Source organism: Desulfosalsimonas propionicica (genome assembly GCF_013761005.1).
Lineage (GTDB): Bacteria > Desulfobacterota > Desulfobacteria > Desulfobacterales > Desulfosalsimonadaceae > Desulfosalsimonas > Desulfosalsimonas propionicica.
Genome location: NZ_JACDUS010000001.1, coordinates 355,593 through 372,891 on the forward strand (window position 1 = coordinate 355,593; position 17,299 = coordinate 372,891).

The 17,299-nt window shown below is 51.7% G+C and carries 13 protein-coding genes, 1 tRNA gene and 1 pseudogene; 14 read left to right on the top strand and 1 reads right to left on the bottom strand.

The window, feature by feature from the left end; all coding sequences use genetic code 11:
- Positions 1-80 precede the first annotated feature (80 nt).
- The 13 genes and pseudogenes from HNR65_RS01570 to HNR65_RS01635 all read left to right on the top strand — a co-directional run bounded on the left by HNR65_RS01570 (position 81) and on the right by HNR65_RS01635 (position 14,043).
- Positions 81-2,717 (top strand): glycosyltransferase family protein, encoded by a 2,637-nt coding sequence (locus tag HNR65_RS01570; protein WP_181549686.1) that lies wholly within the window; start codon positions 81-83, stop codon positions 2,715-2,717.
- A gap of 83 nt (positions 2,718-2,800) precedes the next feature.
- A complete protein-coding gene (locus tag HNR65_RS01575) occupies positions 2,801-3,754 on the top strand; it encodes a glycosyltransferase family 2 protein (protein WP_181549687.1) in 954 nt (317 codons plus the stop codon).
- Positions 3,755-4,390, top strand: coding sequence for a class I SAM-dependent methyltransferase (locus HNR65_RS01580; RefSeq protein WP_181549688.1), 636 nt, complete (start codon positions 3,755-3,757; stop codon positions 4,388-4,390).
- A gap of 7 nt (positions 4,391-4,397) precedes the next feature.
- Positions 4,398-5,273: a hypothetical protein gene (locus HNR65_RS01585; RefSeq protein ID WP_181549689.1), complete on the top strand. Its 876-nt coding sequence runs from the start codon at positions 4,398-4,400 to the stop codon at positions 5,271-5,273.
- A gap of 154 nt (positions 5,274-5,427) precedes the next feature.
- On the top strand, positions 5,428-6,558 hold the full coding sequence (locus HNR65_RS01590; protein WP_181549690.1) for a glycosyltransferase: 1,131 nt from the start codon (positions 5,428-5,430) through the stop codon (positions 6,556-6,558).
- Complete coding sequence (locus tag HNR65_RS01595; RefSeq protein WP_181549691.1) at positions 6,536-7,648, top strand: glycosyltransferase; 1,113 nt, start codon at positions 6,536-6,538, stop codon at positions 7,646-7,648. Before HNR65_RS01590 ends, HNR65_RS01595 begins: the two co-directional genes overlap by 23 nt.
- Before the next feature lie 526 nt (positions 7,649-8,174).
- Positions 8,175-8,470, top strand: a pseudogene (locus tag HNR65_RS17930) (ATP-binding protein).
- A gap of 255 nt (positions 8,471-8,725) precedes the next feature.
- Entirely contained in the window at positions 8,726-9,913 is a 1,188-nt protein-coding gene (locus HNR65_RS01610; protein WP_181549692.1) for a glycosyltransferase, read from the top strand.
- A 16-nt stretch (positions 9,914-9,929) separates the two neighbouring features.
- Positions 9,930-11,093, top strand: a complete 1,164-nt coding sequence (locus HNR65_RS01615; RefSeq protein WP_181549693.1) for a glycosyltransferase family 4 protein — start codon at positions 9,930-9,932, stop codon at positions 11,091-11,093.
- Positions 11,094-11,220: 127 nt separating this feature from the next.
- The gene (locus HNR65_RS01620) at positions 11,221-12,507 is read left to right on the top strand and encodes an NAD-dependent epimerase/dehydratase family protein (RefSeq protein ID WP_181549694.1); all 1,287 of its coding nucleotides are present in this window, start codon (positions 11,221-11,223) and stop codon (positions 12,505-12,507) included.
- Positions 12,504-12,752: a YgiT-type zinc finger protein gene (locus tag HNR65_RS01625; RefSeq protein ID WP_181549695.1), complete on the top strand. Its 249-nt coding sequence runs from the start codon at positions 12,504-12,506 to the stop codon at positions 12,750-12,752. The genes HNR65_RS01620 and HNR65_RS01625 overlap by 4 nt, the downstream gene beginning before the upstream one ends.
- A 205-nt stretch (positions 12,753-12,957) precedes the next feature.
- Complete coding sequence (locus HNR65_RS01630; RefSeq protein ID WP_220128246.1) at positions 12,958-13,848, top strand: MraY family glycosyltransferase; 891 nt, start codon at positions 12,958-12,960, stop codon at positions 13,846-13,848.
- A 102-nt stretch (positions 13,849-13,950) separates the two neighbouring features.
- Positions 13,951-14,043: transfer RNA gene (locus tag HNR65_RS01635), tRNA-Ser, on the top strand.
- Positions 14,044-14,114: 71 nt separating this feature from the next.
- Here the strand turns inward: HNR65_RS01635 and mnmL are convergent.
- On the bottom strand, positions 14,115-15,023 hold the full coding sequence (mnmL, locus tag HNR65_RS01640; protein ID WP_181549697.1) for a tRNA modification radical SAM protein MnmL/YtqA: 909 nt from the start codon (positions 15,021-15,023) through the stop codon (positions 14,115-14,117).
- A gap of 322 nt (positions 15,024-15,345) precedes the next feature.
- On the opposite strand from mnmL, the gene mnmG reads away from it, so the two are divergent.
- On the top strand, positions 15,346-17,292 hold the full coding sequence (mnmG, locus tag HNR65_RS01645) for a tRNA uridine-5-carboxymethylaminomethyl(34) synthesis enzyme MnmG (RefSeq protein WP_181549698.1): 1,947 nt from the start codon (positions 15,346-15,348) through the stop codon (positions 17,290-17,292).
- Positions 17,293-17,299: the final 7 nt, after the last annotated feature.

Consider the following 17,299-nt stretch of genomic DNA (forward strand, 5'->3'; position numbering starts at 1 on the left):
CTGAATCACGGTGGTCGGAGTCGCTGTCTTTTTTGCAAGGGCCTACTTGGTGAACTGAAAAGGTATCCATACGAATGCCAATGATTGAAGAAAAGTCGGTATCTATAAAAAATATAGTTTTATTTTTGATACTATTGAGTTTTGTTCTGTTTTTACACGGTGCGGTGCCTTTTTTCGCTGTGCCAACACTGGGCCAAGCTGTGTGGACAGCTGGATTTGGCCAATCTTTTGCCAACCAATCAGGCTTTGCCATTTATGCAAGCAATTTTGGAGCACCGCAGGCCTCAGCTATAGCTTTTGGACTTGCAGGTGCGCTCCCGACAGGCCTCTTTATTTCCATAGGATTTCATCCCGCAGATGCATATGCTTTGATGTCCGCGATATGGCTGTCAATCAGCTTTTTTGCTGCTTGGCGCTTAAGTCGTGTATTTAATATGCGCCCCTTTTCGGGATTAATTGCTGCTGTTTTATGGATGAGCACGCCGATTATTTGGGCTCACGCAGGGTATTCCATGGTTTCTCTCGGTATGGCCTTGCTTCCTTTCTATTTCCTGATGGCACTTTTTCTTTTGATGAAAAATGAAAATGAAATCAACCATACTTTATTTTTAAAAAGCATTGGCTTTATAATTGCCTGCCTGATCTCTGTATTCATGGACGGATATACTTTCATGATGTTTGCCGCAGGTACAGGACTGCTTGGATTATATTTCTTTATACGCTATTTCAAATTGCGTCGTTACCTACTCTCCTTTGCAATGCCGGTTTATGTCGTTGCATTTGGATTGGCATACACTCTTTACGCACTATACATAGGCAAGGCACAGTTTGCAGCATCGCCGCTCGGTTTTTTTCGCGGTTGGGGAGTTGACCTGACTTTTCTTGCAATTCCAACGCAAGGCATTCTTTGGTTCTGGGATGCAATTGGGTTGAGCATTTCGCGTTCGAGTCGGGATTTTTTCGGGGACGGATCTGTTTGGAACACTACATTTTGCCTGCCTATTACTATTGGTGGAGTTATCGCATGGTGGTATGCCAAAAAAAAGACTCTTGTTGCCACAGGCTTGCTTATTGTTGCCCTTTTTGGTTTATACATGTCTTTGGGCCCCTCTTTAAAAATAAACTCTATCCGGCCTGAATCAATGATTGAAACAGGACAAACGTCCCCTATGATGCCGGAAGATTTGGCCATATGCTCTACAGGTAACGCCTTATTATATAAAAATGTGCCCGGTTTTCAAAACATGCGAGCCGCCTACAGATGGATGGCTCTTAGCATTTTCGGATTTTGGCTTCTTATTGTCCTCGCAATGGGAAGAAGCAGACTTTACCCTGGGATAATATTCTTGATTTTAGTTCTTTTAATTATCTTTAATTTGCCGCATATTGCCAATACTTGGGAAACAAAGGTTAAATACCGGGATTCTTTTCTAAATATTGATGAAGAACTGATTTCTGATATGGAGCCATTCTTCAAGAAAGGCGAATTGTTGGCGTTTTTGCCCTACCGAAATGATTTCTTGGTCAACTATATTGCTGCCCGCTTAGACATAAAAACTTTTAACATAGGCGGGGACAAAAATTTGAAGGAAGCTATGAAGTATTGGCCAATGAGCATGCGGCATTTTCAGATGGGAAAAATCAATGAAGGCTTTACAAAAAGAGTTGTTAGTCTTTTATCCAGAGGTACAGCCAATGCTGTTGTACTTCCATATATAGACATGCTTTGGGCGGCGCATGCTTGGCCTCCCCCTTTGAAATTTAAAGATGAGTTGAGTCCAATCGTACGAGAGTTGATGAATTCCGAGAATGTAGATGTAAAAAAAAGAAAATATTACACAATAGTGAGATTTGAGTCAGGGAGAACAAAACAAAATACCAAGGAAATGCTTGAATATCCCATTGAGGTGAAAAACTTTTCTTCGGAAATTTTATCTGTCTTGGGTTCTGGCTGGCATGAACTGGAAAAATCTCATGTCTGGTCAGGCCCGGAAGCCGACTTGCGGTTGCCGGTGCCGGAAAGATGCAGATCTGATAACTGCTCAGCAATGTTAACATTGTCTGTATACGGCGCATCTGAAAAACGGCCCGTCGAGGTTTTCTTTGAGACAAAAGAAGAAGGGACCCGACTCCTTGACCCTATTACCGTCCGGAGCAGTAGCTTACAAAAGATTCGAATACCGCTTTCAACAACTGCATCCAATCAGGTCCTTTCAATCAAGGTCCCAAAGGCGATTTCACCAAGTGAATTAGAAAACAGCGCTGATGCCCGGGTGTTGGGTGTTGCCTTGCATTCTATTGAACTTATCAGCAAGGAGAAGGCAGGTTCTCGGCAATCGCTTCACCGGACGGATTTTTCTAAATCCACAACCTTCACTCAGGTTGGAGCCATTAAAAACAGAGCACTTGTGAGTACGGGTGAAAGCGGATTCTTGCTTTATGGGCCTTATAAGTCTCTGAAGGCAGGAAAATATCATTTAACCGTAAAGGGAAGTGCCTCAACCATTGATTCAGCATGGGTGGATGTGGTCTCTGAAGAAGGCACCATAGAGCATGCAAGATTCCCTGTTGATAAGGAAATGGGAAAAGAAAAAGGAATACTGGTTTCAGGAAATGTCACTCTTGAGAAATCCGTGCAGGACTTGGAAGTCAGAGTTTGGGTAAGCAAACAGGATACAATCAGCATAGATAGTTATTCAATTCAGCCAATTAATTGAAATTTAGAAGTGTGATCTGTTTGGCGATCCTATCTTTCATGCTATTTATAAACCGATAACAGAGAAATAAACTGGATCAATCCATGAAACTTATAATCCAGATACCGGCTTACAACGAAGAAGAAACACTATCCATAGCCCTGTCCGCTTTGCCTAGGGAAGTGCCGGGCATTGATGAGGTGGAATGGCTGGTCATTGACGACGGAAGTACGGACAGGACGGTTGAGGTGGCCAGGGAAAACGGGGTGGATCATATCGTGTCCAATCCCCAGAACATGGGGCTGGCCAGGACGTTTATGGCCGGCATGCAGGCCTGTCTGGAGCGGGGGGCAGACATTATTGTTAATACGGATGCGGACAACCAATATTGCGCAGACTGCATCCCTGATCTTGTCCGGCCCATCCTGGAGAAAAAAGCAGAGCTTGTTGTGGGTGCCAGGGCGATTTCAGAGATCGGTGATTTTTCCAGGCTCAAAAAGCTGCTCCAGAAATTCGGAAGCTGGACCGTGCGCGTGGCCAGCGGGACAGACATCCCGGACGCGCCGAGCGGCTTTCGGGCCATCAGCGCAGAGGCGGCCAGAAGGATCAACGTGTTTAACAACTACACCTATACCCTGGAGACCATCATCCAGGCCGGCCAGAAAAACATTGCCATCACCTGGGTGCCTGTAAAAACAAACGCCTATTTGCGGCCTTCCAGGCTGTTTAAATCCATTCCGTCATATATTCAAAGATCGGTTATCACGATCCTGCGGATCTTTGTGGTCTACAAGCCGTTCAGGTTCTTTGCCTCGATCGGGGGGCTGCTGTTTGCCGCGGGCGTCTTGGTAGGAATGCGGTTTCTGTATTTTTATTTTGCCGGCCAGGGCGAAGGCCATATCCAGTCCCTTATTTTGACCAGCATACTTATCCTGATGGGATCGCAGACAATCATGCTGGCTTTTGTGGCTGATCTTCTGGGGGTAAACAGGCAGCTGCTGGAAGAGCTGCAGTATAAGAGCAGGAAAGAGAGTCATTCGGAAAGTGGGGACAATTAAATGAAAATATCGGGCGGACTAAAGGAAGAAGGCGTTGTTGTGGGCAACACCTATGACAAGTACGGCTCAGGCAACCCGATTGAGCGAATGCTTGTAAAAGGCTTTGACAATGCTCTTTCCGATCTCGTAAAAGATGCAGCGCCGGAGACTATACATGAAATCGGCTGTGGGGAAGGGTTCTGGGTCTTGAATTGGAACAAGGAGGGATTTGATGCTCGGGGCTCCGATTTTTCCTCTAAAGTGATTGATATAGCCAGGGGCAATGCGGTTGAAAAGGGAGTATCCCCGGAAATTTTCAAGGCAAGAAGCATTTACGAGCTAAGCAAGAACGAGGACAGCGCGGACTTGGTGGTGTGCTGCGAGGTTTTAGAGCATCTGGAAAATCCTGAAGAAGGATTGGCGACCTTGGCACGAATAGCAAGACAGCATGTCATCCTCAGCGTTCCGAGGGAACCTCTGTGGCGGGCATTGAATATGATGCGCTTCAAATATTTCGCGAGCTTGGGAAACACACCGGGGCATGTTCAGCATTGGTCAAAGTCAAAATTTGTCCAGTTGGTTGAAAAATATTTCCGGGTTGTGCGCGTAAGGACACCGCTTCCATGGTCCATGGTTTTGTGCGATGCCTTGAAATAAAAACAGTATGAAACCATCTTTAAAAACATGGCTGCAATGGGCTGGTACGGGACTTGGCCTGGCAGGCGTTATTTTTATCGGTATACGCCTGTATCAATACTCAGGAGACCTTGATTTTGACCGGTTCGGGACCGGGGAGTGGGCAGCAGTTTTAACTCTGGCGTTTGTTTACGGATGTGCGAACTTTTTACTTGCTGCTGCATGGTGGAATATTCTTTCCATGCTCCGGGTCAGGGCTGATAAAAGCTGGTCCATAAGGATATATGGTGTTTCGCAGCTGGCAAAATATATTCCCGGCAATATTTTCCAGTTCGCCGGCAGACAGGCTTTAGGGGTTGCGGCAGAGGTGCCTGGCTGGGCACTTGCAAAATCGATTTTCTGGGAGTTGGCTTTTATTTCAACGGCCGGGCTTACATTTTCCTGCTTAATAATGCCGTCGATATTTCCGGGACTATCAGTTGGTTTGTCATTAACAGGTTTCCTGGCTGTTATCCTCGCGGCAGGCCTTTGTTTACGGTCTGTGCTGGGAGCATCTGCAGCAAAGGCTTTTTCCTGCCATCTTCTGTTTCTTTTCTTATCAGGTCTTGTCTTTGTCGCTACATTGGCGATTGTTACAGGCAAAAACAGTAATATATTCTCATTTGAATTTATCATCTTGTATGCAGCCGCCTACGTGGTGGCATGGCTTGCGGGACTTGTCACGCCCGGCGCTCCGGCGGGTGTTGGAATCAGAGAAATGGTGCTTCTGTTTTTGCTGGGGGCTGAAGTGGCTCAGGCAGAACTGCTGGTTGCTGTCATCTTAAACCGTTTAATTACAGTGACAGGGGACGGGGGCTTTTTTGTCTGGGCATCGTATAAAAATGTTAAGGCCAAGTCTGATTAATTCTGTGTCGGCTTGTATAATTTTTATCATTTGCTGCGCGTCCAGGAGAAGCTGTACGCTTTCTGCAAAATTGTCCGGGCTTGCCCTTTGAATTTTTGGAATAAGTTTTTCAGAAATCCCAAAGTAGTAAAATGCAAAGACAGGTGATGCGGCATTGAGGGCCCACGGAACCGGGGTTTTGGTTTACGATTTTCTGTTTTGCCGCGGCGGTGCGGAGTATTTGACGCTTGTGCTTGCAGAAGGGATTTCAAAGACCGATATTGTTGTTGCATTTCGGGATTCGGATGCGTTTCCGGATTCAGAAATGGCCGGAGTGCGGTGTTGTGAGCTGGGGCCGCCTCCGGGAGTGTCTTTTCGGGCCTGGCGCACGCTTTCCGGGCTGTACCGGTTTCGTCGCCGCGCGGGTTTTCTTGCGGACTATGATTGGGTCATTTTCAGCGGATCGACTGCCCTGGAAGGCGTTTGGCACAGGCCGCCAGGGCGTAACCTGTATTACTGCCATACCCTCCCGCGCTTTGCCTATGATCTTTACGAGTATTATCTTGCACAGATTTCGTGGTGGCAGCGGCCGGTGTTCCGGGCGCTGGTGTGGTGGGTCAGGCGTCGCTATGAGGCCGCGCTTGGGCGGATGGATGTCATTCTTGCAAATTCCCAAAACGTGCGCGGCCGCTTAAAACGCTACCTGGGCCTGGATGCCACTGTGGTAAACCCGCCCTGCGACACAACCGGCTACCGATGGCTTGCAGATGAGGGTTATTTTCTCTCGCCGGCCCGGCTGGAGCCGTTTAAGCGCGTGGACAAAATTATTGAGGCTTTCCGGCAGATGCCGGATCAGCGTCTGGTGGTGGCCTCGGGGGGGGCGGATGAGGCGCGTCTGCGGCAGATAGCGGGCGGGTGTGCCAATATTGAGTTTACGGGCTGGCAGTCTGATGCGGGGATGCGTGAGCTGGTTGGCCGTGCCAGGGCAACGATTTATGTGGCTCAGGATGAGGATTTCGGAATGTCCCCGGTGGAATCCATGGCTGCTGGCAAGCCGGTGATCGGAGTTGCCGAGGGCGGGTTGCTTGAAACAGTGATCCACGGCAAGACGGGCATTCTGGTCAATGCGCCCGCGCCGGAAGTCATTGCCGCTGCGGTGCGCGGGTTGAGCGCCGAGCGGGCAGCGCAAATGCGCCCGGCCTGTGAGGCACGGGCCTCAGGATTTGGTACGGAGAAATTTCTGGCGGCCATGCAGGCGGCCATTGCGTCGACAAGGAGTGCGGATGCGAATAACACATGTCTATAAAACCTATTTTCCCGAAAGCCAGGGCGGGCTTGAGGAAACCATCCGCCAGATCTGTGCGGGCACCCGGGCGCTGGGCGCGGAGAACCGGGTGCTGACCCTGGCACCCCATGGCAGAGACTATCGGGTGGAGCGCGAGGAAGCAACGGTGATCCGCTACCGGCGGGATTTGGATATAGCCTCCTGCGGCATGTCTGCCTCCGCATTAATGGCGTTTCGCTGGGAGGCGCGCGAGGCAGACATTGTCCATTACCACTTTCCGTGGCCTTTTGCGGATGTGATGCATTTTTCAGGTGCTGTCAGCGCGCCAACGGTGCTGACTTACCATTCTGACGTGGTGCGCCAGCAGAAGCTGGCAGCCCTTTACAGGCCGCTGATGTTGCGGTTTTTAAAGGCGATGACGCGGGTGGTGGCCACCTCCCGGAATTATTTCACGACCAGCCCTGTGCTGCAGTCGGTTTCTGACCGGGTGGAGGTCATCCCGATTGGTCTGGATGAGGCGAGTTATCCGGTGCCGGATGAAGCGGTTCTGAGGCGGGTTCAGGCCGAGGTAGGCAGTGGATTTTTTCTTTTTGTGGGGGTGCTGCGCTATTATAAGGGCTTGCATTTTTTGCTTGACGCAGTGGCCAATACCAACATGCGGGTCGTTATCGCCGGCATCGGGCCCATGGAACAGGAACTGCGCGCCCGGGCACGTGAACTGGGCCTGACCAATGTGATCTTTTTGGGATATGTGTCTGATAGCTGGAAGGCCGCATTGTTTCGGCTCTGCCGGGCGGTGGTGTTTCCGTCTCACATGCGCGCCGAGGCCTTTGGATTAACCCTGGTTGAAGGGGCGATGTTTGGCCGGCCTTTGATTTCCTCTGAGATGGGAACCGGGACCACTTACGTCAATGTCCATGGCGAATCGGGCCTGGTTGTAAAGCCCGGAGATCCAAACGATCTCAGGGCCGCCATGCAGCGGTTAAGCAATGACGATGAGCTGGCCGGGAAGCTGGGCGCCGGGGCGCGTCAGCGCTATGAGCGTTTGTTTACCGGAAAATCCATGGCCAATTCCTACTACAATCTTTATCAGCATGTACTTGGCGGTTGAAAAGCGGGCGAAGATAAGTCTTTTTATCGGTTTGAGCTGAAAAAAATCTTGACATTGAATCCCGTCATCGGCTGTTTGGAAAACCTCGGGCAACGGAACGGGTTTGAAAAAATTACCGATGCCTGAATTTTTAATTTTGCAGATCAGAGGTTTGAAACGCCCAGAATTGCGGTTTGAAAATCCTTTTTGGCATGTGTAACTTTATGTGTAGTTTTTTTTAAAAACCCATGATGAAACTGACAAAATTCCACATAAATTTAGACCGCGTTTTTTATGTAGCACCGAAAAATCAATAGTTTCGCAGCGTCTCAGGGGTATGAAAAAACCATCGCCGGCCTTTCACGCCGGCGACAGGGGTTCAAACCCCCTTGGGGATGCCAACTGAACAATCAAAGGGTTAGCCGTTTTCACGGCTGGCTCTTTTTATTTTGTGACCCATCTCCGTGACCCATTTTCTGCTTTGCCCTGACCAGGTTTTTGCGTCAAGAAATCGTTAAAACTGATTTCTGACTGCATTTTAAACCTGATGGATCTGGACTTTATTGATCAGAAAAAAGATATCATCCTGATCGGCAATCCGGGTGTGGGCAAAAGCTTTCCGGCCAAATGATAACCTATGCTGCCACCCAGGCCGGCATCAAGACGCTGTTTGCCTCCACAATGGATAGGATCAACCAGCTCATTGCCGCCGATGCTGATCATTCTCTGGTCAAAAAGCTCCATTATTATCAATCACAGGATTTACTGGTAAGTGACGAGATCGGTTATCTTCAACTCGGAAATCCTGATACTCGAATGGAAGATGCTATCAAAAGCGGATGAAATCCGGAGAGTAAAAAAAGAGACACCGGCTCTCAAGCAGGTTATCCTTTTTTGTCTTTCCAAAAGCGTGTATGGTGGAAGTGTTGCCAGACTATGTCCTGGCTGGTTTTTCAGAACGCCTCAGGAAAGGCGTCTTGCCAAAGCCGGAATCAACGGCCCGGTCAGCCGCCTGGAGCTGGAAAGAGCTTGACAAAAAAGAAATACCGGAAGGCGTGGCCCGGCCAGCATAATCATTCCGATATCGTGTGGAGATAAATGACCAGGCTTTTATGCTACATGCCCACCCCAGGCGGCCTTACCGGCGCGCCGCGGCGGTTGCTTACCCTGTGCCAGGTATTAAAACATGAGGGTATAGACGTTTGCATTGCATCAGAGCCGGGCAGCGATTTGCTTGCGGCAGCTGAAGCCCAGGGGGTTGAAACTATTTGCCTTAAACTCCTCGAAATTCTTAGGCTTCGCCACGGGGCGTTGTTCGGCGGAAGCCTTTTTTTCAAGCTTCGGGCGGCACTTGCTCTTATAATGCAGAATCTTGCATTTGCGAGATTGATCAGAAAGTCCGATGCTGATGTTGTCTGGCTCCGTGGAAGCAAGGGCATTGCCTTTGCTGTACTGGGCGCATGGCTTGCAAGGCGGCCGGTCGTCTGGGATGTCGATGGCTCATGGCATTCCAGAGGCGTTATAAAAAGGATCTATGGCCTTGGATTACAAATTTCTCGCGTGGTTGTTCACCAGTATGAAAGCGCCGGAGAGCAAATATTCGGACAAAAAGCAGCCGAAAAATTTAATTATAAATCCTATACCCTTGTCCCTGGAATCGAGTTGAATCGACTGGAGTCCCTTAAGAAAAGAAAACGCGGGCAGGACGGAAACCAAAATCCAGAACAACCTTTTCAGATTCTGGAGGTGGGCAGCATTTGCGAGCGCAAAAATCAGCGATTAATGATCGAAGCGATTGCTGAACTTAAACGCATTGGTGTTAATAGAAGAATATTGTTCCAGGTCGCAGGGGGCGTCTTCGAGGAAGATTACGCAAAACGGCTAATAGAAGATATAAAAAAAACCGGGCTGCAGGAAAATGTGGAGCCCCTCGGCTGGCGAGACGATATTCATTCTTTGATGAGCAAGGCCGATCTTCTGGTGCTGCCTTCTTTGGATGAAGGAGTGCCCAATGCTGTCCAGGAGGCAATGTATATCGGCCTGCCTGTCATGGTGAGCAATGCTGGCGGCATGCCGGAGATTGTCGAGCATGGAAAGACCGGCTGGGTCCTGTCCGTTGATGATTCGCGTTTATGGGCGCAGCAGATTGCGGATTGTATACGTAATGAAGAAAAATGCAGGTCTGTGGGTGAGACTGCGTCTATGTATGCAGACAAACATTTTTCCACGGATGTTTGGGGGAAAAGATATGCGGAGGTTGTCCGGCAGGCTGCCGGGCAGTTATAAAAGGCATTATGGATTAATGTGCCAGCGATCTGGAAGTTATTTAAATAAAAGCCTGCTTTTCATGGTTAACGTGGACTGGTTTTTTGTGTCCCATCGCCTGCCCATCGCAATGACAGCGATGAAGGAAGGCTACAGGGTGCATCTGGCTTGCGCTTTTACAGACCATTGGGATTATTTGTCATCCCTGGGAATCGAACTGCATCCGCTGCCTTTGTGCCGGAGCGGGACGGGCATTGGCCGAGAGCTTGAAAGCTTCCTGGCTATATACAAGCTTGTCAAAGGCATAAAACCGGACATCGTGCATTGTGTGACCATAAAGCCGGTTGTTTACGGCGGTGTTGCCAGCCGGTTTGCGGGGATCAAGGGCCGGGTCGCCTCCATATCCGGCCTTGGTTACGTGTTTGTGGCCCGTGGGATCAAGGCGGGTGTATTTCGCCGGATAGTATCTGTATTGTATCGGTTCGCGCTGCGAAGCAGTAGAACCCGGGTTATATTTCAGAACCCGGAAGACAAAAGTTTGTTGATTCAAAACAGAGTGATTTCTGAAAAACAGGCGATCATTCTCAGGGGTTCCGGGGTTGCTCTGGAGAAATATTCATATCTGCCCGAGCCTGATGGCATCCCGGTGATTGCCTTTGCTTCCCGCCTGCTCAAGGACAAGGGGGTGGAGGAGTTTGTGCGGGGAGCCCGCATTCTTCGAGGCAGGGGGATAAAAGCCCGGTTTTGGCTAATCGGTGATATTGACCAGGACAATCCGGCTTCAGTGTCCCAGGCGATGCTGGATGTCTGGCGAAAGGAAAATGTGGTAGAAGTTTTGGGGTATCGCAGAGATATTCCGGAATTGTTTGCCAAATCAAATATTATTGCATTGCCGTCATATCGAGAAGGACTGCCCAAGGTCTTAGTGGAAGCTGCTGCATGCGGCAGGGCTGTTGTGACCACTGATGTTCCCGGTTGTCGGGATGCCATAGAGCCGGGGAGAACCGGATTACTGGTGCCTGTGCGTGATGCAGATGCCCTGGCCGATGCCGTGCAAAAACTTATTGAAAACCCTGAATTGCGCAAATCCATGGGCCGGGCAGGGCGTAAACTGGCTGAGCGCGAGTTTGCAATTGAAAAAATTGTGGATGCGCATATGGAGATTTATGAGCAGATGGTCAGTGCGTCGGTTGGGCGGTGAGTCAGTGAATCGGTGACTCGGTAAGTCAGAGTTCAGAAGGCAAGAATGAAATATAAGAACAACATTTTCTATGCAAGATCGTGTCAACAACAAGAAACAAAAAATAAATAATAGCATGCAGATTGACATGCAAAATGTAAAGTTGTTTATCACCGGCGCAACCGGATTTATTGGCCGACGGCTTTGCGAAGTTATCCCTGAAAAGGGCTTTGCAGTGCGTCCGGCGCTCAGGCGGGCCTTAGATACGGATGGTATCGTAGTTGGCGACCTGGGGCCGGCTACAGACTGGTCCGCTGGACTGAATGGAGTGGATGCAGTTGTCCATCTGGCCGCCCGGGTGCATGTGATGGTGGATAAGGCCGGGGATCCTTTGGCGGAATTTCGGCGGGTCAACGTGGCGGGCACCCTGAATTTGGCCCGGCAGGCGGCTGGGGCGGGGGTGAAGCGGCTGGTTTTTTTAAGCTCGGTGAAGGTAAACGGGGAGGCCACAGAATTTGGCAGGCCGTTTACTGTGCAGGATGCGCCGGCGCCGCAGGATCCTTATGCAATATCCAAGTTCGAGGCAGAGCAGGGTTTGCGCCAAGTGGAAAAAGAAACCGGGCTGGAGGTGGTGATCATCCGGCCGCCGCTGGTTTACGGGCCAGGGGTGAAGGCCAATTTTCTGCGGTTGATGCAGGCGGTGCAAAAGGGACTGCCGCTGCCGCTGGGGCTGGTGCGAAACCGGCGGAGCATGGTGGCTTTGGACAATCTGGTGGATCTGATTGGAGTCTGTCTTGAACATCCGGCTGCAGGGGGGCAGACTTTTTTGGTGTCTGACGGGGAGGATCTTTCCACTCCCGAGTTGATCAGGAGACTGGCGCAGGCAATGGGCAAAAAGGCAAGGCTTTTGCCGGTGCCGCCTGCTCTACTTCGGCTGGGAGGATCTGTGATAGGCAAAAGGGCAGAGGTGGAGCGGTTGATCGGTTCATTGCAGGTGGATATCGGGCACACCTGTGAGAAGCTGGGATGGCGGCCGGTGATTTCGGTGGATGAGGCAATAAGGCGGTGTGTCGGCGAGTCAGTGAGTCAGTTGAGAAGATGCGGGGATGCTGGGATAATGGAAATTGATTTTGGTAAAATACAGGATATTGTCAGAAACGACCAGCACCGGCTTACCCTGCATGCGGTTGAAAGATTAATAGAACGCAATATTCAACCCACAGAAATCAAGGAAGCGATACTAAACGGGGAAATCATCGAATCTTATCCGGATGATAAATATGGACCTTCCTGCCTGGTCTCTGGTATAAGTCACAGAAGGAAGGCATTGCATGTTCAATGCTCAGTCGATCCTGTCTGGATAATAACTGCCTATGACCCGGCGTTGTCTCCTGGAAGATGGGATAAAAATTTTAAAAAGAGGAAAAGCGAATGAAGTGCGCAGCTTGCCATGAAGCGCTTGCGCATAAGCATGGCGAAATCGAGCTGAGGATTCACGGGAAACTGTTTCTTGTTGAAAACGTTTCCTATTATGAATGCCCCGCATGCGGGGAGAGGACGCTGTCTCCGGATGTCAGCCAGTGCCTTTTTGAAAAAATCACCAAAAAGGAATATAAGGAAAAACCGGTCATGGTCCCTGTGGTTGACGGCTGTTCAACTACTGCTGTTGGATCACTTTGATGTCCGTGGTATGAGCTAACATTTTCAGGAAATGATGTTTTGATAGCGGGTTGTATAAATGATTTTCTGGTTTCTTCTTGTTTTTGTATGCTTGGCCGCGTTTGCGCTGACAGGGGTGCTGCGGCGTTATGCGCTTTCAAAAAGCCTGTTGGACATACCCAATGAGCGCAGCTCCCATGATGTGCCAACGCCGCGAGGCGGGGGGATGGCGGTTGTTCTGACCTTTCTCCTGGGATTGCTTGTATTGATGATGACCGGCTTTTTGCCGGTTTTTTTATTTTTGGCCCTGTTTGGGGCGGGGGGCCTGGTTGCCGCCGTTGGATGGGCGGATGACCGGAAAGATATACCGGCAAGATTTCGGCTGACCGGGCATTTTGCGGCAGCAGCTTGGGCTTTGTTCTGGCTGGGAGGGCTGTCGCCGCTGCCCGTGTTCGGGGCGGCGATCAATCTGGGTGTTGCCGGGCATGTGCTGGCGGCTGTTTACTTGGTATGGCTGTTGAATCTCTATAACTTTATGGACGGCATCAATGGGATTGCCGGTATCGAGGCCATAACCGTGTGCGCCGGGGGTGCGGTTTTATACTGGCTTTGCCCGGGATGCGAGAACGGTGCGTGGATGGCTGGACTGCTGCTGGCCGCGGCCGCGGCGGGTTTTCTGGTGTGGAATTTCCCCACTGCAAAGATTTTCATGGGTGATGCCGGCAGCGGGTTTCTGGGGATGGTGCTGGGGGTGCTGTCGGTTTATGCCGGGTGGATCCAGCCGGAATTGTTTTGGGGATGGGTTATTTTGCTGGGGGCTTTTATCGTGGATGCCACAGTGACCCTGGTGCGCCGGGGTTTGCGGGGCGAAAAGGTGTATGAGGCACACCGGAGTCATGCCTACCAGCACGCGGCGCGCAGATACGGCTCTCATACCCCGGTTTCGATTGTGTACGGGGCGATTAATCTTTTCTGGCTACTGCCGGTGGCCGCGCTTGTGATCGCGGGGTTTCTGGATGGTGCTTTGGGGGTTGTTGTTGCATATGGGCCGTTGGTGGTGGGGGCGGTTTGGTTTGGGGCGGGAAAGCCTGAGAAAGGTGCAAGGCCGAAGGCTTAAGGTTCAAGGTACAAGTCGAAATTATGGCCGTTCTGACTTCTTGACAACCGCTGGCAGGGCTGGTATGTAAGCTGAAAAATAATGATTTTTGCAGTATTTTGCGGAGAGATGGCCGAGTCGGCTGAAGGCGCTCGCCTGCTAAGCGAGTATGGGGGGAAACCTCCATCGAGGGTTCGAATCCCTCTCTCTCCGCCATATCAGATAGTAAGCCCGGTCAGGTGACCGGGCTTTTTTGTTTTGGCAGCAGAGATGAGAAAAAGCCGCACTCAGGCGTGCATGCCCTGATAAAGGTTTTGCTGTTCCAGGGTGTTTCGGATCTGGTTTAAGGTCTGGGTTTTGTTGACTGCCCAGGCCGGGGCGATAAGTTCTTTGCGGTGAGGGTCGCCGGTGAGGCGGGAGATGATGATGTCATCCCGCAGGTGGGTTAAAAACGCGCACGTGAGGTTGACGTATTGATCCTGGTCCAGGCAGGTGTATCGGCCATTGTCAAACCACTGGTGGAGCATGGTGTTTTTGACCACATAGAGAAGATGAATCTTGACACCGTTAATATCCATGTCAGAAAGGGTTTTTGCGGTCTTCATCATCTGTTTTTCCGACTCCCCGGGAAGGCCCAAAATCACGTGTGCGCACACGTGAATGCCGCGTTTTCGGGCAGCGTGCACGGCGTTTTCAAATGCGGCAAAGTCGTGGCCCCGGTTGATACGCGCAAGTGTGGCGTCATGGACAGACTGCAGGCCGTATTCCACCCATACCAGGTATTGATCCTGATAGCTCGCCAGCAGATCCAGGTTTTCATCATTGACGCAGTCCGGCCGGGTTCCCACAAAAAGGCCCGCCATGTTTTCAACATCAAGGGCCTCGTCATATAGCTGCTTTAGGCGGGAGGTCGGGGCATAGGTGTTGGTGTAGGACTGGAAATAGGCGATGAATTTTTTGGCCTTGTACCGCCGGGTCAGGGCGTGTTTGGCTTGTTCTGCCTGTTGAGTGATGGATTTGCCCTGCGCGGCCGCACCCGTGCCAGAGCCCTTTTGGTTGCAGTAAACGCACCCGGCGCGCGAAAGGGTGCCGTCGCGGTTGGGGCATCCCAGGCCCGCGTCAATGGTAATTTTCTGCACCCGGCAGCCAAACAGGCCCCGCAGATAGGTGTTTAAGTCTGTGTAGCGGTTTTTCATGATTTTGCGGCACAAGGCGGTCAAATGCCTTGACCGGCCGTGTCGCAGATCCTACATTAAAGGTTTGATGATGCCGGAAAAAATCCAATATCTGCGTTATGCGCAATTTCTCAGAATTTCACGTACGGATAAGTACGCTGCATTCTTCGAAATTGCGCAAGCCTTGATCTTGTACTTTTTACGGCACCATCTGAAATCAAACTTTTTACGGTGCCATCAAGGTTTAAATTCCGATTTTTCAAAATCCCAAACCGAGCGTTTCAGTTTTAAAACTGAAACGCTCGGTTCAGGAAAACATTATCACGAACCATGAGCCGGTGCAATGAACCAGCACAACAAAACATATGACGTCATTGTGGTGGGCGCGGGTCATGCGGGATGCGAGGCGGCCCTGGCCGCAGCGCGCATGGGATGCCGGGTGATGCTTGCCGCAATTGATTTGGACAAGATCGCGGCCATGCCGTGCAGTCCGTCTGTGGGCGGCATGGCCAAGGGCCAGCTGGTGCGGGAAATCGACGCCCTGGGCGGCGAGATGGCCCGGGTCACGGACCGCACCGCCATTCATTTCCGGACCCTGAATACCCGCAAGGGCCCGGCCGTGCACTCTTCCAGGACCCAGAACGACAAGATCCGCTATCACACGGCCATGAAGGCGGTGCTCGAAGACACACCGGGCATTGACATCAAGCAGGTGCTCGTGGACCGGCTACTGGTGGAAGACAACCAGGCCGTCGGAGTGGTGGACCGCACCGGGTTTGCGTTTTACGGGCAAACCGTGATTCTGGCCACGGGCACGTTTCTGGCCGGCCGGGTGCATATCGGAAACAATTCGTTTATGGCCGGCCGGGCCGGGGAGTTTTCCGCAGAAGGGCTTTCCGCGGATTTAAAGGCCGTGGGTTTTGCCATGGGCCGGATGAAAACCGGCACCCCGCCCCGGCTGCACCGCGACAGCATTGATTTTTCCGTGCTCGAGCGCCAGGACTCACAGGAATCGCCCCGCCCCTTTTCCTATTCATCCACCGGACTCTCCCTGCCCCAGGTGCCAAGCTTTATTGGTGCGGCCAATGCCGAAACCATCCGCACGGTGGCAGACAATATCTCCCGGTCATCGCTGTACGGCGGGTTTATCTCCGGGGTTTCGGCCCGGTACTGTCCCTCGTTTGAAGACAAGGTGGTCAAGTTTCCGGACCGGCAGAGCCACCAGGTGATTTTGGAGCCAGAAGGCCTGGACACAAAGGAGATTTATGTTTCCGGGCTGGGAAACAGCCTGCCCCTGGAGATCCAGGTGCAGTTGGTGCGAACTATCTGCGGGCTGGAGCAGGCCGAAATCATGCGGCCGGCCTATGCCATTGAATATGATTACGTGGATCCCATGCAGCTTTTGCCCACCCTGGAGACCCGAAAGGTGGCCGGGTTGTACCTGGCCGGCCAGATCAACGGCACCTCCGGCTACGAGGAGGCCGCGGCCCAGGGGCTGTGGGCCGGGATTAACGCGGCCTGCCGGGTGCAGCACAGGCCGGCCTTTGTCCTGGACCGGTCCCAGGCCTATATGGGCGTGATGATCGATGATCTGGTCACCCGGGGCACGGCTGAGCCCTACCGGATGTTTACCTCCCGGGCTGAGTACCGGCTCATGCTGCGCGAGGACAACGCGGATCTGCGGTTGATGGAAATCGGCCATGACCTGGGTCTGATCGGCCATGACGCGGCAAAGGAATTAAAGCAGCGGCGGGAGCAGATCCAGGCCGAGATCAATCGGCTTGGCAAAACTGCCATCCGACCGGGCCCGGAGCTGGACCAGTACCTGGCCGGACGCAAGTCCGCGGCTGTGACCACGGGCACGCCCGCAGCCCAGCTGCTCAAGCGCAACGAGCTCGACTATGACGTGATCCGCAAATTCGCCCCGCCGGACCGGCCGCTGGACGCCCGGGTCATCGGTCAGGTGGAAATCGCGGTCAAGTACGAGGGCTATATCCGCAAGCAGCTAAAGGAAATCGAAAAATTCAAAAGCCTGGAAACCACCCCCATACCCGAAAATTTTGATTTTTCCGGAGTGCACGGCCTGTCCAACGAACTGCGGGAAAAACTCTTCAGGGTCCGGCCGGTATCCATGGGCCAGGCCTCGCGCATCGAGGGCATTACCCCGGCGGCCCTGTCCGTGCTCATGGTGGCCTTAAAGGCCCGCTGCGGCGGACACGGGGGTGCAGGGGCATCCGCCCACAACGAATCCATAAATTTTTCGGATGGTTCAGCGCCTAACCGGGGTTGACATCCGT

Coding starts and splice junctions, on each gene's coding strand:
- HNR65_RS01625 (WP_181549695.1), top strand. CDS start 12,504: ATGAAGTGCGCAGCTTGCCATGAAGCGCTTGCGCATAAGCATGGCGAA.
- HNR65_RS01585 (WP_181549689.1), top strand. CDS start 4,398: ATGAAACCATCTTTAAAAACATGGCTGCAATGGGCTGGTACGGGACTT.
- mnmL (WP_181549697.1), bottom strand. CDS start 15,023: ATGAAAAACCGCTACACAGACTTAAACACCTATCTGCGGGGCCTGTTT.
- HNR65_RS01615 (WP_181549693.1), top strand. CDS start 9,930: ATGTGCCAGCGATCTGGAAGTTATTTAAATAAAAGCCTGCTTTTCATG.
- HNR65_RS01620 (WP_181549694.1), top strand. CDS start 11,221: ATGCAAAATGTAAAGTTGTTTATCACCGGCGCAACCGGATTTATTGGC.
- HNR65_RS01595 (WP_181549691.1), top strand. CDS start 6,536: ATGCGAATAACACATGTCTATAAAACCTATTTTCCCGAAAGCCAGGGC.
- mnmG (WP_181549698.1), top strand. CDS start 15,346: ATGAACCAGCACAACAAAACATATGACGTCATTGTGGTGGGCGCGGGT.
- HNR65_RS01570 (WP_181549686.1), top strand. CDS start 81: ATGATTGAAGAAAAGTCGGTATCTATAAAAAATATAGTTTTATTTTTG.
- HNR65_RS01630 (WP_220128246.1), top strand. CDS start 12,958: ATGGCGGTTGTTCTGACCTTTCTCCTGGGATTGCTTGTATTGATGATG.
- HNR65_RS01610 (WP_181549692.1), top strand. CDS start 8,726: ATGACCAGGCTTTTATGCTACATGCCCACCCCAGGCGGCCTTACCGGC.
- HNR65_RS01575 (WP_181549687.1), top strand. CDS start 2,801: ATGAAACTTATAATCCAGATACCGGCTTACAACGAAGAAGAAACACTA.
- HNR65_RS01580 (WP_181549688.1), top strand. CDS start 3,755: ATGAAAATATCGGGCGGACTAAAGGAAGAAGGCGTTGTTGTGGGCAAC.